Origin of the sequence: Amycolatopsis dongchuanensis, assembly GCF_039542405.1 — a bacterium.
Classification (GTDB): domain Bacteria; phylum Actinomycetota; class Actinomycetes; order Mycobacteriales; family Pseudonocardiaceae; genus Amycolatopsis_E; species Amycolatopsis_E sacchari.
On record NZ_BAABIB010000045.1, the window covers coordinates 84,919 to 108,879 of the forward strand.

22 protein-coding genes are annotated in these 23,961 nt (G+C 71.8%); 10 read left to right on the plus strand and 12 right to left on the minus strand.

Annotated elements, in window-relative coordinates:
• Positions 1 to 254 precede the first annotated feature (254 nt).
• The 4 genes from ABFX51_RS08660 to ABFX51_RS08675 all read right to left on the minus strand — a co-directional run bounded on the left by ABFX51_RS08660 (position 255) and on the right by ABFX51_RS08675 (position 4,802).
• On the minus strand, positions 255 to 926 hold the full coding sequence (locus ABFX51_RS08660; protein ID WP_346053299.1) for a DUF6802 family protein: 672 nt from the start codon (positions 924 to 926) through the stop codon (positions 255 to 257).
• 98 nt (positions 927 to 1,024) lie between these two features.
• Complete coding sequence (locus ABFX51_RS08665) at positions 1,025 to 2,851, minus strand: dynamin family protein (RefSeq protein ID WP_346053301.1); 1,827 nt, start codon at positions 2,849 to 2,851, stop codon at positions 1,025 to 1,027.
• Complete coding sequence (gene grpE, locus ABFX51_RS08670) at positions 2,848 to 3,300, minus strand: nucleotide exchange factor GrpE (RefSeq protein WP_428832459.1); 453 nt, start codon at positions 3,298 to 3,300, stop codon at positions 2,848 to 2,850. The genes ABFX51_RS08665 and grpE overlap by 4 nt, the downstream gene beginning before the upstream one ends.
• Positions 3,297 to 4,802 carry a dynamin family protein gene (locus ABFX51_RS08675; RefSeq protein WP_346053572.1) on the minus strand — a complete coding sequence of 502 codons (1,506 nt, stop codon included), beginning with the start codon at positions 4,800 to 4,802 and terminating at the stop codon, positions 3,297 to 3,299. Before ABFX51_RS08675 ends, grpE begins: the two co-directional genes overlap by 4 nt.
• Positions 4,803 to 4,995: 193 nt before the next feature.
• On the opposite strand from ABFX51_RS08675, the gene ABFX51_RS08680 reads away from it, so the two are divergent.
• The 6 genes from ABFX51_RS08680 to trmB all read left to right on the plus strand — a co-directional run bounded on the left by ABFX51_RS08680 (position 4,996) and on the right by trmB (position 10,457).
• The gene (locus ABFX51_RS08680) at positions 4,996 to 6,138 is read left to right on the plus strand and encodes a sensor histidine kinase (protein WP_091506479.1); all 1,143 of its coding nucleotides are present in this window, start codon (positions 4,996 to 4,998) and stop codon (positions 6,136 to 6,138) included.
• Positions 6,135 to 6,785: a response regulator gene (locus ABFX51_RS08685; protein WP_346053302.1), complete on the plus strand. Its 651-nt coding sequence runs from the start codon at positions 6,135 to 6,137 to the stop codon at positions 6,783 to 6,785. Before ABFX51_RS08680 ends, ABFX51_RS08685 begins: the two co-directional genes overlap by 4 nt.
• Positions 6,786 to 7,162: 377 nt before the next feature.
• The gene (locus ABFX51_RS08690) at positions 7,163 to 8,104 is read left to right on the plus strand and encodes an ABC transporter ATP-binding protein (RefSeq protein ID WP_346053304.1); all 942 of its coding nucleotides are present in this window, start codon (positions 7,163 to 7,165) and stop codon (positions 8,102 to 8,104) included.
• 14 nt (positions 8,105 to 8,118) lie between these two features.
• On the plus strand, positions 8,119 to 8,886 hold the full coding sequence (locus ABFX51_RS08695) for an ABC transporter permease (protein ID WP_143249855.1): 768 nt from the start codon (positions 8,119 to 8,121) through the stop codon (positions 8,884 to 8,886).
• A 273-nt stretch (positions 8,887 to 9,159) separates the two neighbouring features.
• Positions 9,160 to 9,735 carry a hypothetical protein gene (locus ABFX51_RS08700; RefSeq protein WP_091506486.1) on the plus strand — a complete coding sequence of 192 codons (576 nt, stop codon included), beginning with the start codon at positions 9,160 to 9,162 and terminating at the stop codon, positions 9,733 to 9,735.
• Between the two features lie 20 nt (positions 9,736 to 9,755).
• Positions 9,756 to 10,457 carry a tRNA (guanosine(46)-N7)-methyltransferase TrmB gene (gene trmB / locus ABFX51_RS08705; protein ID WP_091506487.1) on the plus strand — a complete coding sequence of 234 codons (702 nt, stop codon included), beginning with the start codon at positions 9,756 to 9,758 and terminating at the stop codon, positions 10,455 to 10,457.
• 56 nt (positions 10,458 to 10,513) lie between these two features.
• Here trmB and ABFX51_RS08710 read toward each other — a convergent pair whose 3' ends face one another.
• Positions 10,514 to 12,727 (minus strand): FtsX-like permease family protein, encoded by a 2,214-nt coding sequence (locus tag ABFX51_RS08710; protein WP_346053307.1) that lies wholly within the window; start codon positions 12,725 to 12,727, stop codon positions 10,514 to 10,516.
• Positions 12,724 to 13,422, minus strand: coding sequence for an ABC transporter ATP-binding protein (locus tag ABFX51_RS08715; protein ID WP_091507057.1), 699 nt, complete (start codon positions 13,420 to 13,422; stop codon positions 12,724 to 12,726). Before ABFX51_RS08715 ends, ABFX51_RS08710 begins: the two co-directional genes overlap by 4 nt.
• A gap of 109 nt (positions 13,423 to 13,531) precedes the next feature.
• Between ABFX51_RS08715 and ABFX51_RS08720 the strand changes: the two genes are divergently transcribed.
• Genes ABFX51_RS08720 through ABFX51_RS08730 form a run of 3 tightly spaced genes read left to right on the plus strand, consistent with a single transcriptional unit; the run spans position 13,532 to position 17,252 of the window.
• Positions 13,532 to 15,298 (plus strand): sensor histidine kinase, encoded by a 1,767-nt coding sequence (locus ABFX51_RS08720; RefSeq protein WP_245783028.1) that lies wholly within the window; start codon positions 13,532 to 13,534, stop codon positions 15,296 to 15,298.
• Entirely contained in the window at positions 15,295 to 15,945 is a 651-nt protein-coding gene (locus tag ABFX51_RS08725; protein WP_091506495.1) for a response regulator, read from the plus strand. The genes ABFX51_RS08720 and ABFX51_RS08725 overlap by 4 nt, the downstream gene beginning before the upstream one ends.
• Positions 15,945 to 17,252: an amidohydrolase family protein gene (locus ABFX51_RS08730; RefSeq protein WP_091506497.1), complete on the plus strand. Its 1,308-nt coding sequence runs from the start codon at positions 15,945 to 15,947 to the stop codon at positions 17,250 to 17,252. Before ABFX51_RS08725 ends, ABFX51_RS08730 begins: the two co-directional genes overlap by 1 nt.
• Before the next feature lie 284 nt (positions 17,253 to 17,536).
• Here ABFX51_RS08730 and ABFX51_RS08735 read toward each other — a convergent pair whose 3' ends face one another.
• From ABFX51_RS08735 to ABFX51_RS08755, 5 genes are all read right to left on the minus strand, one after another.
• Positions 17,537 to 18,046 (minus strand): pyridoxamine 5'-phosphate oxidase family protein, encoded by a 510-nt coding sequence (locus ABFX51_RS08735; protein WP_346053310.1) that lies wholly within the window; start codon positions 18,044 to 18,046, stop codon positions 17,537 to 17,539.
• 30 nt (positions 18,047 to 18,076) lie between these two features.
• Positions 18,077 to 18,760: an SDR family oxidoreductase gene (locus ABFX51_RS08740; RefSeq protein WP_346053312.1), complete on the minus strand. Its 684-nt coding sequence runs from the start codon at positions 18,758 to 18,760 to the stop codon at positions 18,077 to 18,079.
• A gap of 31 nt (positions 18,761 to 18,791) precedes the next feature.
• Positions 18,792 to 20,801 (minus strand): PhoX family protein, encoded by a 2,010-nt coding sequence (locus ABFX51_RS08745; RefSeq protein ID WP_091506504.1) that lies wholly within the window; start codon positions 20,799 to 20,801, stop codon positions 18,792 to 18,794.
• A gap of 84 nt (positions 20,802 to 20,885) precedes the next feature.
• A complete protein-coding gene (locus tag ABFX51_RS08750; RefSeq protein WP_091506506.1) occupies positions 20,886 to 22,103 on the minus strand; it encodes an MFS transporter in 1,218 nt (405 codons plus the stop codon).
• Complete coding sequence (locus tag ABFX51_RS08755) at positions 22,093 to 22,551, minus strand: MarR family winged helix-turn-helix transcriptional regulator (RefSeq protein WP_091506508.1); 459 nt, start codon at positions 22,549 to 22,551, stop codon at positions 22,093 to 22,095. Before ABFX51_RS08755 ends, ABFX51_RS08750 begins: the two co-directional genes overlap by 11 nt.
• Before the next feature lie 66 nt (positions 22,552 to 22,617).
• Here ABFX51_RS08755 and ABFX51_RS08760 point away from each other — a divergent pair, with 66 nt between their 5' ends.
• Positions 22,618 to 23,253, plus strand: coding sequence for an HAD family hydrolase (locus ABFX51_RS08760; RefSeq protein ID WP_346053315.1), 636 nt, complete (start codon positions 22,618 to 22,620; stop codon positions 23,251 to 23,253).
• Here the strand turns inward: ABFX51_RS08760 and ABFX51_RS08765 are convergent.
• Positions 23,250 to 23,900, minus strand: coding sequence for a TetR/AcrR family transcriptional regulator (locus tag ABFX51_RS08765; RefSeq protein WP_346053316.1), 651 nt, complete (start codon positions 23,898 to 23,900; stop codon positions 23,250 to 23,252). The genes ABFX51_RS08760 and ABFX51_RS08765 overlap by 4 nt on opposite strands.
• Between the last annotated feature and the right edge of the window lie 61 nt (positions 23,901 to 23,961).

A 23,961-nucleotide genomic window follows, 5' to 3' on the forward strand; every position in this document is an offset into this window, starting at 1 on the left:
CGCGCACCGGCTGGCGACCGGTGTGCTGGGAAATGGGATTCCTTGAGGGTAGCCAAGGCGAAGGCCGGTAACCGAGCCCTGAGCTGTCGGTTCTCTCACAAGAACGATCAGGGAATCGATTCAGATATCGCTGAGACGGCGTAGCCGAGAAATTTTTCCGGCGTCACCGTGATCTGGCCGATACCCGATTCGCGCGTAACGGACAGCAAAAAGCCGGCTCCCCCGCGGGGAAGCCGGCTCGGGGTGCTGGCCCCTCAGTTCTGCGAAATCCACTGCCCGGTGCCGGAGTCGATGCGCGCGACCCCTTCGACGGTGTCCCGGCCCGGCGTGCCCCACAACGCGTCGCTGTCGGCGCGGACGCCGTTCACCTCGGTCCACTCGCCGGTGCCGCTGTGGTCGTACGTGTGCGACTCGCCTGCCGGGGTGATGACCGTCTGCACGTCGGCGCTGCCGTCACCGTCGGTGTCGGTGAACAGGCGGGTGTTGCCGTCGGCGTCGGTGACGACCGCGGTGTCGGCCGTGCCGTCGTTGTCGCTGTCGACGGTGGCGGGCCCGAGCTCCACCGTGCCGTCCGCCAGGTCCGCGGTCAGCTCGCCCTGGTGCCCGGCGTCACTGCCCGAGCCGGTGCCGCCGGGCTCGCCGGAGGCGATCCAGTCACCCGTGGTGGAGTCGAAGCGGGCGGCCTCGACGACGTTGCCCTCGGTGTCGGTGTGCAGGTACTCGTCGGCGTGACCGTCGCCGTCCGTGTCGACGTACGCGGTCATCGTGCCGTCGGCGTTGTCGAGGCGGACCGTGTCGTCCTGCCCGTCGTGGTCGATGTCGAAGTTCTCATCCGCGCTGTACGTCTGGCCCTCGACGGAGATCTCCAGCTCGCCGTCGGGTGCGGTGCTCGTCGCGTCGGCGCCACCAGTCTCATCGATCCACACGGCCCGCTCTTCCCCTTCCGAGGTCACTGATCTCGGGAACTTGGACTCACCGTATGCCGGTTCGGTTCCCCGGCACAACCAGCCAGACCCGATCGGCATCAGCCCTGGTCGCGGATGGTGCGGATGTGGGACAACAGCTGTTCGGCCCGGTCACGGCCCTCCGCGGTCTCGCGGATCCGCCGGTTCAGCTCGGCGAGCCGGCGGGACCGTTCCTGGGTGTCCATCTTGATCGCCTTGTCGACTTCTTTCAGCTCGGTCTCGATGGCCTCGATGCGCCTGCCCAGCGCGTCGTCGAGCGCGAGCGACAGCTGCTGCTCGGCCTCGATGAGCTGCTCGGCGACCAGCTGGTCGAGCGTCGAGCGCGCGTCGGCGATCGACTCCACGAGCCACTGCTTCATGTGCTGCTTGTCCGCGGCGTGCCGGCGCGTGCGCGCCATCCACCAGCCCGCGCCGAGCCCGATGACGATCGTCGCGGGCAGCACCACCGGGTTCAGCAGGGCGACCCCGGCCAGCGGCAACGCGGCGATCTTGCCGGCGCCGACACCACCCGAGACGCCCATGAACACCAGCAGCTTGTCCTCCGGCGTCGGCGGCCGCTTGTCCGGCGGGCGCAGCACCACCTGCGGCCCGCCCGCACGCAGGAACTGGGCGCGGATGACGTCCAGCTCCTCGGGCGAGAACAGGTCGGCGAGCGCGACGTCGGTGACGCGGTTGAGCCGGAACGCCAGCGTCGCCGAGACCCGCTGCGAGATCATCCTCAGCGCCGCGTCCACCTGCTGCGGCAGCGCCTGCAGCTGCTCGCGCTTCGCCGCCTCGATCTGCTGGCGGAACCAGGACTGCGCGTCCCGCATCTGCCTGCTCGACTCGTGCCCGAGGTCGACGCGCGCCCGCTGGATCTCGCCGCGCAGCTTCAGCTGCCAGCTCCGCGTGGAGGAACGCCGTTCCACCGCGAGCTGGTCACGGCGCTCGCGCAGGGCTTCGGCCTCGGCCTCGCCGGAGGACAGCGCACGCTGCTCCGCCTGCAGCCGCGCGTGCTGCTCGCCCAGTGCCGTGGCGAGCGCGCGCAACGTGTTGGCCTCGCCGAGCATCGCCGACCGGCCGAGCAGCTGCTCCTGCACGGCGGTCTGCAACGCGATGACGCCCGACTGCTCCCGCAGCAGCACGGCCGCCTGCTCGTTCGGCGCACGGCCGGCCATCTCGAACATCCGCGCCGACACGGGGTGGAACGCGCTGTCGGCGAACCGCGGGGCGTGCTCCGCCAGCAGCCGCCGGTCGGCTTCAAGCACCTCGCGCCAGCCGCGGAATTGGTCCGTTTTGGACAGTGCAAACAGGACGGTTTCGACGCGGTCACCCGCCCGGCGCAGGAAGTCCAGCTCGCCCGCGGTGAAGGGGGCCGACGCGTCGACCACGAACAGCAACGCGGTGGCCCCGGCAGCGGCCTCCATCGCCAGCTCACCGTGTGCGGCGTCGAGCCCGCCTACGCCCGGAGTGTCCACAATGGAGACCCGTTCGAGGATCGGCACGGGGCCGGTGACCTCGACGTACCGGGGCGGGAGCTGGCCCTCGGGCAGCTCGTGCGCGGCCGAGACCCACCGGACCAGCTCGCCGAGCGGGATGCCCACCGGCGCGAGCTGACCGGGGTAGCACGCCTGCGCCGACCACGCGGGCGCGTGGTCGAACACCAGGTACGTCGCCGTGGCCACGTCGGCGTCGACCGGGGACAGCCCCGGCGTCGCGAGCAACGCGTTGACCAGTGAACTCTTCCCCCGGTTGGTCTCGCCGACCACGACGACCGACGGTTTGCGCGGCCGGGCGCGGCGGACGTCCTCCACCCACTGCGCCGCACGCGGGTCGTTCTCCCGCAGCAGCGCCAGCAGGGCTTCGCGGGCCTGCTTGACCTGGGCGGGCAGGCTCGTGACCGTCATCGCTTCGTGTACACCGTGACGACCGGGGCCCGCAGCAGCTGGTCGTGGTCGGCGAACCCGACCACCTCGGTCTCGGCGACCACGCCGTCCAGCGCCGGGTCGTCGGTCAGCACCGCGCCACCCGCCTCGTGCCGCGACGGGTCGAACCGCTGCCCGTCCGGGCGCACCGCCGTCACGCCGATCCCGGCAAGGCCCTGTTCGATGCGCTCGACCACGCCGCCGCTGCGCGCCCGGTCGAGGGCGTAGAGGCACAGCTGAATGAGCGCCTGGCGGTCGGCCAGCGCCCGCTCCAACAGCGAGTTCACGTCGTCGTTCGACGCGCCGCCGCCCGCCCCGGTTCCGTCGGCCTCCTCGATGAACTTCGCCATGTGCTCGGCCGGGATCTGCCCGGTCGGGTCCTCGGTGTCCGGGTCGGGTTCCCGGCGAAACCACGAAGGCACTGCACTCACCCCCGGTTCTCGCGCAGCTGTTGCCAGATCAGGAAGTACGCGCGGTGCACGACGTGGGCGACGCGGCTCTGCGCCGGGGTCGCGCCGAAGGACGCGAACGAACGCCACCAGCCCGCCCGCTCCAGCGCGTGCGCCGCCAGCTCCGCCCTCGTGCCGCCGGGCAGGCCCAGCTGGGCGTCGAGGTCGGCGTTGCTGCCCACCCGCAGCACCTCCTCGGCCAGGTCCTCGGGCAGGTCGACCGCCCCGCCCGCGACCAGGGTCAGCGCCTCCAGCAACCGCAGCTGGTGCGCCTCCGGCCGGGCGAGCAGGACCTCGATCGCGTCGTGGACGCGCTGCCGCTCCGCCGGATCACCCGACGCGTGCGCGAGCGCGGTCACCGAGGCGAGCGCGGCGGCGGCTTTGATGCCGTCGGCTCGGGCGGCGAACACGACGTTGAGCCTCGCCCGCACCGCGGCGAGCCCCGACGCGTCGAGCAGGATGCGGCGCAGCGACCCCGCCGGGATGTCCGGGTCGGCGCGGATCGCGTCGAGCGCGCGGCGCACGCCGTGCAGGTCGAGCTTCTCCAGCAGCCGCAGGCGCGTGCCGGCGGGCACGTCGCACTCCCAGCTGGTGAAGATGTCCGCCGCCATCAGCATGGTTTCCAGCGTCGCCTCGTCCAGGGCCGCCAGCCTGCGCAGCGCCTCGGCGTCGGCGGAGGTGAACTGCCCGGACTCGGCCGTCTCGGCGAGCAGACCGATCACCGGCAGCACGTCGGCGACGCGGGGTTTGAGCAGGGCGGCCTGCTTCTCGGCGAGGATCGTGGCGGCCTTCCACACGTCGTCGCCCGCGCCTTCCACGGACTCCGGCGCGATCGTGTCCGCCTTGTTCAGCACGGCGATCGCGTTGACGGGCCCCGCCTCGCGGCTCGCCGTGGCGGCCGTGAACGCCGCGAGCGCCTGGTGGTCGTCGGCGCGCACGCCCTGGGTCACGACGTACAGCACGGCCTCGGCGCCGGCGACCGCGTTCCGCGAGGTGTCGTCCAGCTCGTCGGAGCCCTGGTCCTGCTTCGCGGCGCCCAGCAGCTCCTCCGTGCGCGACACCGACGCCGCGTCGAGCGAGCCGAGCCCCGGGGTGTCGATGACGGTCATGCCCTGCAGCACCGCGCTCGTCAGGTACGCCTCCAGGTGCGAGACGGCGGCGATGTCGAGGCCGAGGTCGGCGGGGATGCTGCCGTCCGGCGCGAAGGGCAGCACCTGCTTGCGGCCGTTGCGGAACACGACCTCGATCCGGTCGACCGTGCCGTACTGGAAGCGGGTGACCAGCCGCGTGCACTCGCCGACGTCGGTCGGCGCGACCCGGCGCCCGATCAGGGCGTTGACCAGCGTGGACTTACCGGACTTGATGCGCCCGGCGACCGCCACCTGCAGCGGGGCACCGAGCCTGCGGACCACCTCCGCGAACCCGGCCGCGGTGCGGGCGGACACCTGCGGCTGCAGCCGGCGGCACAACGCGGCCACCGACATCGACAGCGGGCCAGCCAGACGGCCCTGGTCCGGCACGACGCGCCCCCCTCCGCAGTTCTCCGGAACCGGATACTGCCACGCATCGTCCCGGAGTCCCATCGAAGGTGCTACCGCCGGCTGACGCGGGTGCGGCCCGCCCGCGCCTACCGTGGACCCCGTGCGCCGACTGAGTCTCTGGATGCGCGCGCATCCGATGGTGGGCGACAGCCTCCTCGCCGCGCTGCTGGCACTGCTGGACCTGCTGGTGTTCGTGATCGCCGCGAACCAGCAGCAGCCGGACGGCCACCCGTGGTACGTCGCCGTCCCGCTGGACCTGGCGATGGTCGTGCCGCTGGCGTTCCGGCGGCGAGCCCCGCTCACCACCGCCTACGTCGTGCTGGCCGTGAGCATCCCGCACAGCGTGCTCCAGCTGGGGTTCGGCAGCCTGTTCGCGAGCGTGATCGCGTTGTACACGCTGGTCGTCTACGTCGGGCGCAGGCAGGGGGCCTGGTACCTCGCGGCGCAGCTGGTCACGATCGTCGTGCAGACCGCGGTGACCTGGTCGACGCAGTGGGTGGTCGCGCTGATCGTGGTCACGGTGGCCTTCTCGTTCTGCTGGCTCATGGGCGAGTTCGTCGGCGCGCGGCGGGCGTACCACGCGGAGGTCGAGGCACGGCTGCACCTGCTGGAGACCGAACGCGACCACGCCAGCCGCATCGCCGTCGCCGTGGAGCGGGGGCGCATCGCGCGTGAACTGCACGACGTGGTGGCGCACGCGGTCAGCGTGATCGTCGTGCAGGCGGACGGCGCGTCGTACGCGCTGCGCTCGAACCCGGAGCTGGCGGAACGCGCGGTGCAGACGATCTCGGCCACCGGCCGGGAGGCGCTGGCCGAGCTGCGCAGGCTGCTGCAGGTCCTGCGCGACGAGGACGCCGGCGTGCCCCGCATCCCGCAGCCCGACGCCGAGTCGCTCGCCGAGCTGGCCGAACGCGTGCGGCAGGCGGGGGTGCCGGTGCGGCTGGAGATCGAGGGCACGCTGACCGGGCTGCCCGCCGGGGTCTCGCTCGGGGTGTACCGGATCGTGCAGGAGTCGCTGACCAACACGCTCAAGCACGCCGGGCGCGGGGCGCGGGCGCACGTGCGCGTCGAACGCGGTGAGGACGTCGTCGAGGTCGTGGTCACCGACGACGGGGCGGGCCGGCTGCTGGTGCCCGCGGAACGGCCGCTGCCGGGCGGCAATGGGGTGATCGGGATGCGCGAGCGCACCCACGTCTACGGGGGCTCGCTCGAGGTCGGCCCGGTGCCCGGCGGTGGGTGGCGGGTGCACGCGACGCTGCCCGTTAGGTTGACGCCGTGATCAGGGTGGTGGTGGTCGACGACCAGGAGCTGATGCGGGCCGGGTTCCGCATGGTGCTCGGCGCGCAGGAGGGCATCGAGCTCGTCGGGGAAGCCGGTGACGGCGCCGAGGCGGTGCGGCTCGCCGACGAACTGCGGCCGGACGTCGTGCTGATGGACGTGCGGATGCCCGTGCTCGACGGCGTCGAGGCGACGAAGCGGATCGTCGCGGCCGGGACCGCCCGCGTGCTCGTGATGACGACGTTCGACCTGGACGAGTACGTGTACGCGGCGCTGCAGGGCGGCGCGAGCGGGTTCCTGCTGAAGGACACGCCGCCGGCGCACCTGGTGTCCGCCCTGCACGCGGTGGCCAGCGGGGACGCGGTGGTCTCGCCGTCGGTGACCCGGCGCCTGCTGGACCGGTTCGTCAGCGCGGGCGCGCCACGGGACGAATCGGTGTTGGACGTGCTGACCGACCGGGAGCGAGAGGTGCTCGTGTTGATCGGGAAAGGCCTGTCGAACGTCGAAATCGCGGAAAAGCTGTTCCTCTCCGAGGCGACGGTGAAAACCCACGTCGGCCGCATTCTGGCGAAACTCGGACTGCGCGACCGCGTGCAGGCGGTCGTCCTCACCTACGAGACGGGCCTGATCCGGCCGGGTCAGGGCTGACGAACCCGCAAAGGGGGCCTTGGTGTTCTTCGGGCGACGGAAGAAGCGCGACGAGGCGGACCAGCCGCGCTGTGGTTCGTGCGGCGGCCGACCGGATCGCGATGACCCGGTTCTGGTCTGTCCCGCATGCGAAACCCCTTCGGCGATCGTCGCGACCTCGAGAGCGTCGCCGCCCATCTGCGGAACATCTCAGGGCGCGGGTGACGAAAGCTCAGGGGTCACTCAGGGTCATTCCCGATCGCGGGGGAGGGCCGGGCAGGGGAAGCTACTACCGCAGTCGGGTGGAAGTTCGACCTCCAGGATGACGCGCCGGCACCGCCCGATCCGAAAAGATGTGGCACGAGGGGCAATCGAAGGCCTGACACAGGGGAGCAGTCATGATCGAGGCACAGGGCCTCACCAAGCGATACGGCAAGACGCTGGCCGTGGACAACCTGTCGTTCAGTGTCGAACCAGGCCGCGTCACCGGCTTCCTCGGCCCGAACGGCGCCGGGAAATCCACCACCATGCGGATGATCCTCGGGCTCGACAACCCGACCGCGGGTTCCGTCACCATCGGCGGAAAGCGCTATCACGACCTCAAGTCCCCGCTGCGCACCGTCGGCGCGCTGCTCGACGCGAAGTGGGTGCACCCGAACCGTTCGGCGCGCTCCCACCTGCGCTGGATGGCGACGTCGAACAAGATCCCGATGCGCCGCGTCGACGAGGTGCTGGAGATCGTCGGTCTCACCAGCGTCGCGAACAAGCGGGCCGGCGGGTTCTCGCTGGGCATGTCGCAGCGGCTGGGCATCGCGGGGGCGTTGCTCGGCGACCCGGAGGTGCTGCTGTTCGACGAGCCGGTGAACGGGCTGGACCCGGAGGGCATCCTCTGGATCCGCAAGTTCATGCACCGCCTCGCCGACGAGGGGCGGACGGTGTTCGTGTCCAGCCACCTGCTGTCGGAGATGGCGCTGACCGCGAGCAACCTGGTGGTCATCGGCAAGGGCAGGCTCATCTCGCAGAGCACCACCCAGCAGTTCGTCGCCCGCGCCGCGGACAACACGGTGAAGGTGCGCAGCCCGCACCTCGACCGGCTGCGGCCCGTGCTCGAACGGGCCGGCGCCTCGCTCACGGACAACGACGGCGGCGTGCTCGTGTCCGGAATGGACAGTGACAAGATCGGTGAGCTGGCCGCGGAGAACGGCGTCGTGCTGCACGAGCTGAGCCCGCAGACGGGCTCGCTGGAGCAGGCGTTCATGCAGATCACCGGCGATTCGGTGGAGTACCACACCGGCCTCGAGGCCGAAGCGCAGCAGGTGCTCCGGACGAGCGCCGAATAGGGGAGACGAGAACAATGACTCTGCTCGCAGTGGAACGCATCAAGCTGTTCACCACCCGCTCGCCGTGGTGGTGCGCGCTGATCGCGCTCGTGATCACGATCGGGTTCTCGGCGCTGGTCGTCGGCAACTCCGGCGACGAGTTCCCGGCCACCGTCGCGTCGACCCAGTTCGGCTACAGCTTCGGGATGGCCGTGATCATGGTGCTGGCCGCGCTGTCGGTCACCACCGAGTACCGCTTCGGCACCATCCGCACCACCTTCCAGGCCGTGCCGCACCGGGCGTCGGCGCTGCTGGCCAAGACGACCGTCGTCGCGCTGCTCGCGCTGGTCATCGGGGAGATCAGCGCGTTCGGCTCGTGGGCCATCGGCACGGTGCTCAAGCCCAACGCGGACCTGGCGCTCGACAGCGGGGCCGACTGGATCAACGTCGCCGGGGTCGGCGTGGTCTACGCGCTGGCCGCCGTCATCGCGGTCGCCGTCGGCATCCTGCTGCGGCACAGCGCCGGGGCCATCGCGCTGCTGCTGATCTACATGCTCGCGGTGGAGAGCCTGGTCCGGCTGATCCCCAGCATCGGCGACGACATCTACGAGTGGATGCCGTTCAACGTGGCCAACAAGTTCCTCACCGGCAGCGGCGGCGCCAACGCCGGGCGGGACGCGGCGGCGGGCGCACCGCTGTCGACGTCGCCGCTGGACCAGGGCTGGGCGCTGGTGTACTTCGCCGGGGTGGCCGCCGTCCTGTTGATCATCGCGATCAGCACCGCCAAGCGGCGCGACGCGTAGGAACTCCCACAGGGGACTCCGGCGGACAGGCGCTGAAAATTCGGGGAGCGCCCAGCCGGACAGGGGAAGAAAGGCCCGGGCCGCCATTCGGGGGGCGGCCCGGGCCTTCGCCATTCCGGGGGGCCGGTCATCGATTAATCCCTGGTGACCGTTAGCCGAATCAGGTTAAGACGTCGTTAATGATCTGTGTTGGGGGCCACAGGAAGCAGACATGGGGGGATTGACCAGGGAATATGGGTGTCACCACGTCAGGAAACCCGATGGAGGTGACCCTTGACGGTGGAAATCGGACGAGAGATCGCCATTCCCGTTCCCGCTCCGCGCACTGCCGCGCACCCCCCGCTTCTCGAACCGCTGGACGGCCTGCAGTGGTCCCACGCGATCGAGCTGCCCCGTGACGCCGCGATGGCGGCCAGACCGGCGGAGATCCGCCGCGCCTGGATCCACCGCGCCCCGGAGAGCGAGGTGCTGAGCCTCTACCGCGCGGTGTCCGCGAGCGGGGAGCAGATCCCCTGTCCGTGGTGGCTGCGCGCGCTGGCCGAAGGCAGGCTCGCCACCCGCGCGGACGGGTTCCGCGTCGAGGACCGCGTGGCGCAGCTGCTGGCGCGCCGCCCGGGCTGGGAGTACGTGCCGTGGGTCGCCGACGGCGAGTCCGGGTACTGGGAGTTCGTGCCCTCCGAGCGCGGCCGGTCGGGGCACCACATCCCCACGACGTTGCTGCACACCAGCAGGCACGACGGCTGGATCGACGTGCTGCCCGCACACAGCGGCACCACCCCGGCACCGATCGCGGTCGCGGGCCTGGCCGGGCTGCGCTCCCGCCTGGGGGAGTTCGAAGCGGTGCGTTAGGGCCCGGCTAGTTTGGGCCTGTGGAGAGCGAGCAGCAGCCAAGACTCCGGAGCGTGGTCAGCTACGTGCAGCGCGGCGGGCGGATGACCGTCGGGCAGCAGCGGGCCTGGGAGCAGCACTGGCCGGAGCTGGGCCGTGAGGTGGCGGAGCTGCCGCCGGGTCCGCTCGACTTCGCCGGGTGGTTCGGGCGGTCGGCGCCGGTGCTGCTGGAGATCGGGTCCGGCATGGGCGAGACGACGGCACAGCTCGCCGCCGCCGAGCCGGAGGTCAACTACGTCGCCGTCGAGGTGTACGAGGCGGGGCTCGGGCAGCTGATGCTGCGGGCCGAGAAGCTCGCGCTGCGGAACCTGCGGCTGCTGCACGGGGACGCCGTCGTCCTGCTGAACGAGCACATCGCGCCCGAATCGCTCTCCGGGGTGCGCATCTTCTTCCCCGACCCGTGGCCCAAGAAGCGGCACCACAAACGGCGGCTGGTGCAGCCGCCGTTCATCGAGCTCGTGGCGTCCCGGCTCGCGCCGGGCGGGATACTCCACCTCGCCACCGACTGGGCGCACTACGCCGACCAGATGCTCGAGGTGTGCAGCGCGGAACCGTTGCTGCGCAACCGCTTCCCCGACTGGGCACCGCGCCCCGGCTGGCGCCCCAGGACGAAGTTCGAGCAGCGTGCCGACGAAGAAGGCCGGGTCAGCCGCGACCTGATCTTCGAGCGGCTCCCGGCCTGAGAAAATCCCGGGAGCGCCGCCCTTCCCCCGACGAAAGGCGGCGCCCCCGGCCCCCGTCACTCGTCGGCCAGTGGCTCGGCTCGCACCCGCTTCAGCGCGGGGGTGCACACCGACGCGGCGAGCACGGCCACCCCGAGGCCGAGCACCACCGGAGCCAGCAGCCACGGCGTCAGCACCGCGGACACCCCTTCACGCCCCTCCCGCACGAGTCCGAACAACCCGATGCCCACGAGCATTCCCACCACACCGGCACCGATCGTCGCGGCGAGTGCGGGCAGTGCCGCCTCCGCCCGCAACGCCCGTGACAGCGTGCCGACCCCCGTGCCGGCCGCCATCAACGCGCCGAACGTGCGGCGGCGGTCCATCACCGATCCCGCGGTGGCGATCGCCGCGCTGCAGCCGGCGAGCACGGCCGCCGCGACCAGGCCGATGACCGTCACGCGGCGCAGGTCGGCCAGCTGGGTCTGCTGCTCCGCCAGGTAGATGTCGCGGTTGTAGACGCTCACGCCCTCCGCGACGAGCGCCGTGCGCACAATCTCGGGATCGCTGCCCTCGGTCGGCACCGCCACCCTGGCGTAGGACGGCACGACACCCGGCGGCACCGCCGCCGGGTCGACGACCGCGGACACGTTCACGGCCGCGTCCAGCGAGGACATCGGCGCGCTCCTGGTCCCGGCCACCAACGGCACACCCGGCGAGTCCCAGTCCCCGCTCACGCGGTAGCCGGCCAGCTCGTCGTCGCCGTACACCACCGGTCCCGGTACACAGCTGAGCTGGACGCGCAGCAACCGCACCGCGTCCTCGCACTTCGCCACGTACGCCTGCACCTTGCTGCCGTTGACCGACGTGAGCACCACCGAGTGGATCTCGGTCGCGCGCGCCTGCTGGCCCGAAGCCGCGAGCCGCTCGTTGATCCGCGCGATGGCCGGCCCGGCTTCCTTCGGCGACGTCGAGTAGGACAACGCCGAATCGCGGAAGTCCCCGCCACCGCCGGACATCCGGTCGAAACTGGGCAGCAGCGTGAGCGCCATCGAGCCGATCAGCACCGCGAGCACGACCCCGGCCGACGCCCGGTACGCGCCACGCGGGTCGTCCAGCAGCCGCCGCCCGGCGAGCAGGCCCGCCGGTTTCCGCCAGCGCTGCACGAAGATCCGCCCGACCGCGAACGTGAGCCACGGCCCGACGACCACCGCCGACCCGACCACCAGCAGCAACCCGAACAACACCATCGCCACGCTCGACGACTTGCTCGTCACCGCGAAGAAGAACACCCCACCCGCCACCGGCAGTGCCAGCAGCCGCCACGCCCGCAGCGGCTTCGGCGTGTGCCCGGCGACCGCGCCGACCGGGTTGCTCACCACGCGCCGCAACCCGGCCACCGCCGCGACCAGCACGAGCACCGGCATCGCGGCCACCAGCAAGGCCGTCATCACGGGCGGCAGCCCGAAGTCGCTCGCCAGCCACGTCCCGCCGCCCCACGGCACGTACGTCGCCAGCTGGTGCAGCACCGGGCTGATCGCGAGCCCGAGCAGCGCACCGGCCACCGCGGCGACCCCCGTCTCCGCCGCGACGATGCCGGTGACCTGACCCGGGGTGGCGCCGGCGAGCCGCAACGCGGCCAGCCGCCGTTCCCGGCGCGCGGCGGTCAGCCGCGCGGACGACGCGACGAGCACGAGGCTCGGCACGACCAGCACCACGACCCCGACCCCGGCGAGCAGCGACAACAACGGGTCCACCCGCGCGCTGGAGGGGCTGCTGAAGCCCGCGACGTGGTAGGCGTCGCCGGGCATCTCACCGGGCGCGTGCCCGACCACCGCGACGAACTGCTCCGGGTACTGCAGCGCCTCGTCGCTCAGCGTGCCGACGACCCGCCCGGGGAACCGGTCCGCGAGCGCGGGCGCGGGCAGCTCGTGCATGCGCTCGAACAACGCCGGGGACACGAGCACCTCGCCGGGAGCGGGGAACTTCGGCATCCCCTGCGGCAGCGCGATCGCCGAAGGGTCCGAGGTGGACGCCACGTCGAGTCGCGTGATCATGGTGCCCCTGCTGAAGTCCTCCGCCGAGGTGATCAGCATCGACTCGCCCTGCGAGCCGTAGTAGGGCTGCTGCCAGATCGCCCGCTCGGCCCTCGCCTTCGTCGCGTACGGCAGGCTCGCCAGCAGCAGCACGAGCCCGGTCGCGACGGCGACGCCGACGGCCATGAGGATGGTCGACGCCCGGGTGCGCCCGTCGACGCGCAGCACCCGGAACGCCAGGCGCACGGGGTTCACGCGACCGCCTCCACGGGCGACGAGATCTTGCCGTCGCGGATCGTGACGGTGCGCGGCAGTGACGCCGCCAGCTCGCGGTCGTGGGTCACGATCAGCACCGCGGCCCCCGCGTCCGCCGCCGCGACGAGCAGCGCGTCCATCGTCTCCTTGCCGGTGCGGGTGTCGAGAGCGCCGGTCGGCTCGTCGGCGAAGATCACCTTCGGCCGGTGGGTGAGCGCCCGCGCGATCGCGACGCGCTGCGCCTGCCCGCCGGACAGCTCACCGGGCCTGCTGCCACCGCGCTCGCCGAGCCCCAGCCGCCGCAGCCACTCCCGCGCCGCGGTCAGCGCCTCCTTGCGGGAGGTGCCGCCCAGCAGCATCGGCAGCGCCACGTTCTCCTCCGCGGTCAGCTCCGCGACCAGCATGCCCTGCTGGAACACGAACCCGAACTCGCTGCGGCGCAGCTCGCTGCGCTTCTTCTCGGACAGCTGGTCGATGCGCTGCCCGCCGAGCGAGATCTCGCCTTCGTCGGGGCGCAGGATGCCGGCCAGCACGTGCAGCAGCGTGGTCTTGCCGGACCCCGACGGCCCGACGATGGCGATCGCCTCGCCGGGCCGCACCTCGATGTCCACTCCCGCCAGTGCGAACTGCGTGCCGTACCGCTTCACCAACCCCCGTCCGGACAACACGGCCCGGTCGTTCCACTGTGGATTCATGCCGATCAGGTTCACAGCGGGGCGGGGGTGTCCGGATCGGCCGATCGGCCGATGTGGGGTGGCCGCCCGGCCAGGGTGCGCGAGCCCGCGAATCCTCTACCGTTCGGTTGTGCCGTTCTCCGATCGCGCCCGCGCGGCCTGGCGCTGGCTGGGCCTCGAGGGCGTCGTGCTGCTCGCGGCACTGCTGTGCGACGTGTTGATCATGCTCCCCGCCGCGTTCGACGACATCGGCCCGCGCGGGCGCGATCTGCTGTTGCTGCCCGGCATCGTCGCGATCGCCGGCTGCGCGCTGTGGGGGCGGGCGCACCCCGCGCGCGGGGCGTTCGGCGGGGCCGCCGCGCTCGTCGGCTCGACGGTGTTGATCCGGGCCACCGAAACCCCGCCGTTCTCCACGCTGCTGACCGACATTTCGCTGACCGAGACGATCGCCGGGGTCGAGCTGGTGTACCTCGCCGTCCGGTGGCTGCGGCCGGGCCTCGCGTTCGCGGCGGTGACCAACCTGGTGATCGCCGGGCTGTTCGCCTCGACGCTGCGCGGTGACACCAGGTTCGGTTCCGACCGGACGCTGCTGACCCTGCTGATGGGGGCGACACTGCTCGTCGCGGCGGTCGTCGCGGGGATGCGGTTGCGGCGCGAGTCCGCACCGAAGCACACGAACGCGCTCACCCGGCTGGTGCGGGACCAGTGGCCGCTGATCGGCGTGCTGACCCTGCCGCTGTTCCTGGAGCTGACCCAGGCACTGCAGCGCGGCCCGCGGGATTACCTGATGCTGCTGTGCTCGATCGCGAGCGCGGCGCTCGCCGTCTACGGCACGGTGCGGCCGGTCGTCGCCGGGGTGCTGACATCGGGCGTGTTCCTGCTGTCCGGGTTCTTCGGCTGGGTCGCCCCGGTGCGCTACAACCTGCCGTTCCAGGCCATGCCGCTGACCGAGATCGTCGCGGGCATCGTCCTCGTCGTGCTCCTGGTGCGCACGGCACGTCCGGCACAGGCGTGGACGGTCATCGGCGTGATGTCGGTGGCGGTCGCCCTCACCACGGCGGCCAACGTCTACAGCCGCACCGGTTTTTACTCGCTGGGGCTGCGGTCATTCGCGCTGGCCGCGCTGCTCGTGCTGGGCATCTCGGTGGCGATCGGGCTGTACTTCCGGGCCCGTGACTCCGAACGCGCGAAGGTCGTCGAGGCCGCGGTGACCGAGGCGCAGACCTCGGAACGGATGGCGCTGGCCCGCGAGCTGCACGACGTCGTCGCCCACCACGTCACCGGCATCGTGGTGCAGGCGCAGGCGGCGAAGCTGATCGGCGGCAAGAACCCGGCACTGGCACTGGACGCGCTGCAGCGGATCGAGGAGGCGGGCACCGAGGCGCTCGTCGCGATGCGGCGCCTGGTCCGCAGCATGCGCAGCGACGACGGGCAGACCGAGCAGGCGACCACGGACCTGGAAGCCGATCTGCGCAGGCTCGCCGACACCGCGCACCACGGCGTGCGCACGGACCTGAAGCTGGCGCTGACGCCGGACATCCCGCAGGAGGTCGCGCGGTCGGCGCTGCGCCTGGTTCAGGAGTCGCTCACGAACGTCGGGAAGCACGCCGCCGGCGCGACGCGCGTGGTCGTTCTGGCCGAGGTCCACGACCGCGAGCTGCACATCAGGGTGACCGACGACGGGAGGATGGAGCACGTGCGTCCCGCCGGCGGTGGAGTCGAGACAGCGACGCGCAGCGTCTCCGTTGAGGGTGGCGGTGGGTGGCGGGAGGGAGGATACGGTCTCGTCGGGATGCGGGAGCGGGTCGAGTTGTTGCACGGCCGGCTCCTGGCCGGGCCGGTCGAAGGGGGCTGGGCCGTGGAAGCGTGGTTGCCGCTCGAAGGGGAAGCCGAATGATCCGGGTGCTCATCGCCGATGACCAGAGCATGGTGCGCACCGGGTTCCGGATGATCCTGGAGAGCCAGGACGACATCGAGGTGGTCGCCGACGTCGCCGACGGGGTGGCGGCGGTGACGAAGGCGCGCGAGCTGCGGCCGGACGTGTGCCTGCTCGACATCCGCATGCCCGGGCTCGACGGGCTGGAGGTCACGCGGCAGCTCGCGGGGCCGGACGTCGCCGACCCGTTCAAGGTGGTCGTGGTCACCACGTTCGACCTCGACGAGTACGTGCACACCGCGCTGCGCAACGGCGCGAGCGGCTTCCTGCTCAAGGACGCGGGCCCGGCGCTGCTGATCGAGGCGGTGCGCGCGGCCGAGCGCGGGGACGCGCTGGTGTCGCCGCAGGTCACCGTGCGGCTGCTCAAGCACTTCGACGGCACGACGGCCCGTCGCGAGGTCGACCCGCCCAAGGAACCGTTGACGGCACGTGAACTCGACGTCGTGCGTGCGACGGCCCGTGGGCTGACGAACACCGAGATCGGGGCCGAGCTGTACCTGTCGCTGTCGACCGTGAAGACACACCTGGCCGCCGTCCAGGGCAAGATCGGGGCGCGCAACCGCGTGGAGATCGCGGCGTGGGCGTGGCGCAGTGGTTTGATGGACTGATGTCGTCGAGGTACACCGCTCCCGTTGTCCTGCCCTGTGATCCCGCCTGCACCGTCGTGCGCGACGGAGTCCTGGACGTCGACGACAGCGGGCGCATCACCTACTGCGGCCCGGCCGCCCAGGCACCGGCGACGTCGGCCCCCGTCACCGCGTTGACGGGAATCCTGTTGCCCGGCTTGGTGAACACGCACGCGCACAGCCCGATGACGTTGCTGCGGGGCATGGGCGGCGACCTGCCGCTGCTGCGCTGGCTCAACGAGATCATCTGGCCCGCCGAGGCGAAGCTGCGGGCGGAGGACGTGCGGGCCGGGATGGTGCTGGGCTCGCTGGAGATGCTCAGCCACGGCGTGACCACGAGCGCCGAGATGTACTTCCACCCCGAGGAGATGGCGGACGCGGTGCTCGCCACCGGTGCCCGCGCCGTGCTCGGCGGCCCCATCATCGGGCTGCCCGGGATCGACTGGCACGCGATGGTCCGGTCCACGGAACGGTGGATCGACACCGACGGCCTGCGGTTCGGGCCGGGCGAGCGGATCGAGCTGTCCTTCGCCCCGCACTCGGCGTACATGCTGCCGACGGAGGCGTTGCGGCTGACCGCGGAAGCCGCCGCGGCGCGGGGCGCGCTGGTGCAGATCCACGTCGCCGAGGCGGCGGACGAGGACCAGGAGCAGCGGGCGGAGTACGGCTCGGTGCCGCGGCTGCTCGGCGAGGTGGGCCTGCTCGACGGGCGGTTGCTCGCCGCACACGCCGTCCACCTGTCCGATGAGGACATCCAGCTGTTCGCCCGGCACGGGGTCGGCGTCGCGCACTGCCCCGGCTCGAACGGGAAGCTGGCGTCGGGGATAGCGCGGCTGGCGGACCTGCGGGCGGCGGCGGTCGCGGTGGGCCTGGGCACCGACGGCCCGGCGAGCAACGACGACCTGGACCTGTGGGAGGAGATCCAGCTCGCCGCACTGCTCGCCCGTCTGTCCACAAAGGACTCGACGGCGCTCGACGCACCGAGCGCCCTGCTCATGGCCACCCGCGGCGGCGCCGAGGCGCTGGGCCGGGACGACATCGGCGCGCTGGAACCGGGCCGCTGGGCGGACTTCGTGCACATCGAGACGGACGGCTTCGCCTTCGCGACCGGGCTCGACGTGCCCGACCCGCAGCTGCTGTCGAACCTCGTGTGGGCAGCGGGTTCCCGCCGCGTGCGGGACGTGTGGGTCGCAGGCGAACAGGTACTCGCCGACGGCGAATCCCCCCGCGTGGACCGGGAAAAGGCCTACGCCGCCGCGAGCGAGTCGGCCGCCAGGATCCGGGCCTGAGGGTTCGAGCGGCGCAGCCGCTTTCACCACCCAGTCAGCTTGCACCGCCGCGGGTTTGAACGTGGCAGCCGCGCGGAGCGCGTCCGTTGAGGGTGGTGCGGGCGACGGGTGGGCGGCTCCTCGCGAGGACAGCGGCTCCGTGGTGGGAGGCACAGCCGCGGAGCGTCCGTGCGGGGTGGTGGTCGGGCTGGCGGGCGGGGGGTCATGAGGAGGCGATCCCGGAGCGAGGGGCCGTCTCAGGTTCCGCTACCCGCACCGGCCCGCAAATCACCCCAGAACAGCTATTAGCGGTCGAAGGTCCAGCGGGTGGCACCGTAGGGCTCGGCGGTGGCGACGCCGACGACCTTGGTGAACGTGAACCGGTAGACGTGCCACGGCGGCGCGCCCGCGCTGGGGGCGCTGTACGGCGCGGTGAGCGCGTCCCCCTCGACCTCGGCGGGCCAGCCGCCCGCGCGGTACCCCGCGGCGACCGCTTCGAGGGTCTCGCCGTCGGTCACGCGCTCCGCGGTGCCGTCGAGCACCAGGTCGATCCCCGGCAGCCGCGCGGAGATCGTGCAGCGCGGGTTGACCGCGAGGTCGCGGGCCTTGCGCGCCCTGGGGTTGCTGGTGAAGTACAGGTAGTCGTCCAGCCACTGCGCGCCGATGCCGGCCGCGTGCGGGATGCCGTCGCGGCAGGTGCCGAGGAAGTGGGTGACGTCGGGCGTCGGGTCCTGCGCCAGCGCGTCGCGCGCCCGGCTCCAGGGCAGTGCGTCGCTGCCGTAGCGGTCCAGGTTCTTGGTCTCGGAAGGAGTCATACCGGTACAGACCGCGGACGCGGCCAGAACTCATCGGCGCCGGGGACGCACCACGACCTCCGTCGGGTGCGCGTCCGGCGTCGCCGTCACCGCGCCGAGCACGGCGGCGGCCACGGACTCCGGGCGCAGGTACTCCTCCGGCCGGTACTCGGTCCCCTCGGCCGCGGTCACGGCTTCCTGCATCTCCGTCGCCGTGCGGCCGGGGAAGACCGACGTGACGCGGACGCCGTGGGGTTCCTCCTCCTGCCGCAGGGTGTCGGCGAAGGCGCGGGCGGCGAACTTGCTCGCCGCGTACGGGCCCCAGCCCGCCTTGGCGTTCATCCCCGCACCGGAGTTGATCACTACGACGTGCCCGCGCGCGGCCCGCAACGCCGGCAGCAGCAGCCGCGTGAGTTCCACCACCGCGAGCACGTTGACCTCGTAGTCGCGGCGCCACGCGTCGATCGGCGCCTCCTCGACGGTGCCGAGCTCGGCCACGCCCGCGGAGTGCACCAGCACGTCGAGCCGGTCGATCCCCGCCGCGGCCTCCGCCAGTGCGGCGAAGTCGGTCAGCTCCACCGGCCACGGCCGCGCGTCCCGCAGCTCGGCGGCCTGCTTCTCCAGCGCCGACGCGTCCCGTCCGCCGAGCAGGAGGCGGTAGTGCGGCTGGAGGGCGACGGCGGTGGCGGCGCCGATGCCACGCGAGGCACCGGTGACCAGGGCGAGTGACGACATGCGCCCACGGTAACCGGTGCCCCGCCGGGCTTCAGTCCCGCCAGACGGAGACCACCGCGGGACGGGCGAGCGAGTTCCCGCCGTCCGGCCAGTGCGAGGTCGGCGCGGCCGGCGTGCCGTTCTCACCCGGGTGCTGCACGGCCACGACGACGAAGTCGTTCGTGACCACCGGGCCGCACGTCTCGGCGCCGACCGGCACGGTGAGGAACTGCTTGACGTGCCCGCGTTCCGGACCGGCGACCGGCACCGAGAACAGGCCGTCGTTGGAGCCGAGCGCGTTGCCGTCCGTGGAGATCCACAGGTTGCCGTACGGGTCGAACGCCACGTTGTCCGGGCAGGAGATCGGGCTGACCTGGTCCTTCGGGAAACCACCGAAGTAGGTGTCAGCCGTCTTCGGGTCACCGCAGACGAGCAGCAGGCGCCAGGCGAACTTCGTCGACGCGGCGTCGCCCCAGGCCTCCTCCCACTCCAGCACGTGCCCGTTCTTGTTGCCGTTGCGCGGGTTCGCCTCGTCCGCGGCGGCTTTGCCCGCGGCACCGCGGTCGGTGTTGTTGGTCAGCGCGGCGTAGATGCGGCCGTTGACGGGATTCGGCTCGATGTCCTCGGGCCGGTCCATCTTGGTCGCGCCCGCCTTGTCCGCCGCGAGCCGCGTGAAGACGTACACCTCCTCGGCGGTGAAGCCCTCCACGAAGGACTTGTCGCCGCTGGCGAGCGGGATCCACTCGCCGGTGCCGTCGAACTCGCCGTCGGCGGGCAGCTTGCCGGTGCCGTCGATGTCGCCGGGGTTGTCACCGGTGAACTTCGCGACGTACAGCGTGCCCTCGTCCAGCAGCGCCATGTTGTGCCTGCGGGCCAGCGCGCTGTTGCCCGGCTTGTACTTGCCCTTGGAGACGAACTTGTAGATGTAGTCGAAGCGCTCGTCGTCACCGGAGTAGACCGCGACCCGGCCGTCCCTGGTGATCTTGACGTTGGCGGCCTCGTGCTTGAACCGGCCGAGCGCGGTGTGCTTGACCGGCGTCGAGTTCGGGTCGTTGGGGTCGATCTCGACGACCCAGCCGAACCGGTTGGGCTCGTTGGGCTCCTGCGCGACGTCCCACCGCTTGTCGAACCGCTCCCACTTGCGGGTGCTCGTGCCGGTGCCGACGCCGTAGCGCTTGAGCCGCGCCTGCGCGACCGGGTCGGTCACCTTGTCCGCGTTGGCGAAGTACTGGTGGAAGTTCTCCTCACCGGAAAGCACGGTGCCCCACGGGGTCACGCCACCCGAGCAGTTGTTCTGCGTGCCGCGCACGCGGCGGCCCGTCGGGTCGGCGGAGGTCTTCAGGTACTTCGAGCCGGCGGCGGGACCACGCACCTCGAACTCGGTGTTCAGCGTGATCCGGCGGCCGTAGCGGCTCGGCACGACCTTCAGCCCGCCACCGCGCTGCTTCTCGACCTGCACGACGGACAGCCCGTGTGCCGCCCACGCGACCTCGACCTGCTCGCGGGTCGGGTTGTTCGCGTCGTACTGCGGGAACATCTGGACTTCGGTCGTGTACTCGTGGTTCACGACCATCAGCCACCGGTTGTGCCCGCAGCCGATGAGGCCCACGAAGTCGTTGTTGTAGCCGAACTGCTTGGCCTGCGCGGCCGCCGTCTGCTTCGCCGGGTCGAACTTCGGCGCGCCGGGCACCACCGGGTCGCCCCAGCGGATCACGACGTTCTGCCGGAAGCCGCGCGGCACGACGAGCGCGTCAGCGGTGTTCGGCGCGACCGGCGTGAAGTCCGTGCCGGGCACGGGACGGCCGGGCCGGGTCAGCGCGACCGGGGACGCGGCGGCCTCCGGGGCGGCGGTGCCGGACAGGGCGGCGAACCCGCCCGCGGCGGCGGCCATCACGGCACCGGCCTTGAAGGCGCCACGCCGGGAGAGCACGTTCTTCGCGACGTCGCCGAAGTACTCGTTGTCGGAGGTGTTCGGCGCCTCGTGGGCACAGGCGTTGCCGCAGCGGTACTCGCAGGTCACCGGCGATCTGCCGGAGTGCGCGAACAGGGGCAGAGACAGCACAAGGCCTCCATCACTCAGTCAGGGGAACGCCCGTGACGTTAAGCAACGAAGGCCAGGTACCGACAAACTCCGGGTAAACAGCTCCTAAAGCTCTTCGCCCACCAAAGCCGCCCCTTCCGGCAGTTCCCGGACGTCAGCGGACTTTTCGCGCACGAACAGCAGCCCGCCCGCGATCACGCACAGCACCGCCGCGACGAGGAACGGCGAGTGCGGCGAACCGAACCAGTCCGCGACGTGCCCGACCAGGGTCGCGGCGACCGCACCACCGAGCCAGCGGCAGAAGTTGTAGCCCGCGCTGGCCACCGGCCGCGGCGCGTCGCTGATCGACATCGCGGTCCCGGTGAACAACGTGTTCAGCAGGCCGGAGATCAGCCCGGACACGATCACCCCGACCACGACGACCGGCTTGCTCGGCACCGCGAGCACGAGCATCAGCACCGCGTACCCGAGCACCGAGACCGCGGTGGCGTGCCGCTCGCCGAGCCGGTGCGCGAGTTTCGGCGCGAGCACCACGCCCGCGATCGCGACGCACAGGCCCCAGCCGCAGAAGACCAGGCCGACGGCCACCGCACTCCACTCGAGCACGAACGGCGTCCACGCCAGCACCGTGAAGAACGCCGCGGTGTAGAGCGCCGAACCGATCGACGTGCGCAGCAACCCCTTGTGCGCCAAGGCGCGCAGCGGGTCGGCCAGCCGGATCTTCGGCCGTTCCTCGTCCGCGTCGCGGTTGAGGAAGATCGAGCACAGCACCAGCGCCGCGGCCATCAGCACCGCGGTGCCCATGAACGGGCCTCGCCACGAGATGCTGCCCAGCAGAGCGCCGAGCAGCGGCCCGACGGCGAGTCCGACGCCGAGCGCCGCCTCGTACAGCAGGATCGCGCCGGCCTGCCCGCCGGTCGCGGCGCCGACGATCACCGAGAGCGCGGTCGCGATGAAGAACGCGTTGCCCAGCCCCCACACCGCGCGCAGCGCGACGAGCTGGGTGATCGACCCGGCGGCGGCACACAGCGCCGTCGCGAGCACGATCAGCACGAGGCCGGTCAGCACTGTCCTCTTCGGACCGAACCGGGCGCTCGCGGCGCCGGTGATCAGCATGGCCAGCACCTGGACGCCGAGGTACGACGAGAACAGCAGGGTGACCTGAGACGCGGTGGCGTGCAGGCCCTCGGCGATGGACAGCAGGATGGGGTCCACCAGCCCGATGCCCATGAACGCGATGACCGCGGCGAACGCGGTGATCCAGACCTGTTTGGGCTGGCCCTTCACCGCGTCCAGCAAGCTTCCGTGAGCGTTACCGCTCATCGAGCACTTCCTCCTTCTTCTTGGCTGGATCGATCAGCCGTCGCAGTGCCGGCAGCGCGGTGTCGATGGCCGCGCGCTCGGCGGGGTCCAGAGCGGCGAGGCGCTCCCGCAGGAACTCCTCGCGGGCCACGATCAGCGCGTCGATGTACTGCCTGCCCGCCTCGGTGGCCTCGACGAGCACCGCCCGGCGGTCCTCGGGGTCGGCGGTCCTGGTCACGAGCCCGAGCCGTTCGAGCCGGCGCACCAGGTCGGTCATCGACGGCTGCCGCACCCCCTCCAGGTCGGCGAGCGCGCTCATGCGCCGCGGGCCGTTCGTGACCAGCTCGCCCAGGACGGAACCCTGGGTCAGGGTGAGCTGGTGTTGCGGGGTGAGGCGCCGGACCATGTAGTACAGGCGGAAGACGAGGGGCCGCAGCTCGTGGGCGAGTTCGTGCACTCCGGATGTCACTTAGCCAGTCTAAGCAATTTTATTTAGGGTGTCGAAGTAATTGGCCTCACAGGTACCGTGCTGGGCATGGAAGCGGTGGTTTTCGACCTCGACGGCGTGCTCGTCGACTCCGAACGGACGTGGGACGAGGTGCGGCGCCACGTCGTCGCCGAGCACGGCGGGCGGTGGACCGAGGAGGCCACCCGCGCCGTCCAGGGGATGAGCACCCCGGAATGGGCGCGGTACCTCGTCGAGGAGCTGGGCGCGAAGCTCACGCCGGAGCGGCTCGCCGAGGTGGTGGTCGACGAGATGGCGCGGCGCTACGCCGACGGCCCGCCGGTCCTGCCCGGCGCCCCGGAAACCGTCCGCGCGGTGGGTGAGCGGTACCCGGTCGCGATCGCCAGCTCGTCGCCGCCCGTGCTGATCAAGGCGTTCCTCGAAGCCACCGGCCTGACCGGGCTGGTGCGCGTCGCCGTGTCGAGCGAGCAGGTCGCGGCGGGCAAACCGGCGCCCGACGTCTACCTCAAGGCCGCCGAGCAGCTGGCCGTCCGGCCCGAGACGTGTGCCGCCGTCGAGGACACCACGAACGGACTCCGCGCCGCGATGGCGGCGGGCATGGCGGTCTACGCCGTGCCGAACCCGCACTTCCCACCGGACCCGGCGGTGCTCGCCGAGGTGGCGTTCGTGCTCAAGGACATCACTGAACTGGTTGAAAAACTCTAGAAACCCCGGTCCGACGCGCGCAGCCGCCCGACCGGCGCGGGCTCCTCACCGGACAGCGTCGTCTCCGGCTCCGGCAGGCCGTACATGCGGTACAACCACCGCCGCACCTGCTCCACCGGGTACTGCGGGCCGTACACGACAGCCTTGTAGATCACGCCTTCGAGGACGCTGCGCAGCATGACCTCCTCGACGGCCGGATCCTCGGCGCCGCGCCCCGCGAACAGCTCCCGCAGGCTGTCCTCCAGCAGGCTCAGCCGTTCGTCCTTGCGGGCCTCGACCTCGGCGAAGATCGGGTGCGTCGACGGTTGCACCACGAGGCTGAGGATCACGCCCTGCACCGGCAGGTTCCCCAGCAGCCCGCCGAGCACGCCGTCGATGATCCCGGCCAGCCGCTCGTCCGGCGTCCCCGGCACGTCGACGACCGCCGCGACCCCGTCGAGGTAGGCGTCGATCAGCTCGTCGACCAGCAGGTGCTTGTTGGGGAAGTAGTAGGAGGCGAGCCCGCGCGAGACCCCGGCCCGCCGGGTGATCTCCGTGATCGTCGCGCCGTGGTAGCCCTTTTCCGCGAACACCTCCAGCGCCGCGGCCAGGATCTTCTGCCGCGACTCCGCCCGCATCTCCTCGTTCAGGCTGGCCGACCGGGCCACCGCACTCCTCACACGCGAAAAAACCGGCGCTCGCCGGCAGACCCCCTCTACTCTGCCTGCC

What these genes read in the sequence shown, in the direction of transcription:
- ABFX51_RS08665 (WP_346053301.1), bottom strand. Translation starts at nt 2,851, where the DNA reads ATGACGGTCACGAGCCTGCCCGCCCAGGTCAAGCAGGCCCGCGAAGCC.
- ABFX51_RS08675 (WP_346053572.1), bottom strand. Translation starts at nt 4,802, where the DNA reads ATGTCGGTGGCCGCGTTGTGCCGCCGGCTGCAGCCGCAGGTGTCCGCC.
- ABFX51_RS08680 (WP_091506479.1), top strand. Translation starts at nt 4,996, where the DNA reads ATGGTGGGCGACAGCCTCCTCGCCGCGCTGCTGGCACTGCTGGACCTG.
- ABFX51_RS08690 (WP_346053304.1), top strand. Translation starts at nt 7,163, where the DNA reads ATGATCGAGGCACAGGGCCTCACCAAGCGATACGGCAAGACGCTGGCC.
- ABFX51_RS08695 (WP_143249855.1), top strand. Translation starts at nt 8,119, where the DNA reads ATGACTCTGCTCGCAGTGGAACGCATCAAGCTGTTCACCACCCGCTCG.
- ABFX51_RS08715 (WP_091507057.1), bottom strand. Translation starts at nt 13,422, where the DNA reads ATGAATCCACAGTGGAACGACCGGGCCGTGTTGTCCGGACGGGGGTTG.
- ABFX51_RS08725 (WP_091506495.1), top strand. Translation starts at nt 15,295, where the DNA reads ATGATCCGGGTGCTCATCGCCGATGACCAGAGCATGGTGCGCACCGGG.
- ABFX51_RS08730 (WP_091506497.1), top strand. Translation starts at nt 15,945, where the DNA reads ATGTCGTCGAGGTACACCGCTCCCGTTGTCCTGCCCTGTGATCCCGCC.
- ABFX51_RS08735 (WP_346053310.1), bottom strand. Translation starts at nt 18,046, where the DNA reads ATGACTCCTTCCGAGACCAAGAACCTGGACCGCTACGGCAGCGACGCA.
- ABFX51_RS08740 (WP_346053312.1), bottom strand. Translation starts at nt 18,760, where the DNA reads ATGTCGTCACTCGCCCTGGTCACCGGTGCCTCGCGTGGCATCGGCGCC.
- ABFX51_RS08750 (WP_091506506.1), bottom strand. Translation starts at nt 22,103, where the DNA reads ATGAGCGGTAACGCTCACGGAAGCTTGCTGGACGCGGTGAAGGGCCAG.
- ABFX51_RS08760 (WP_346053315.1), top strand. Translation starts at nt 22,618, where the DNA reads ATGGAAGCGGTGGTTTTCGACCTCGACGGCGTGCTCGTCGACTCCGAA.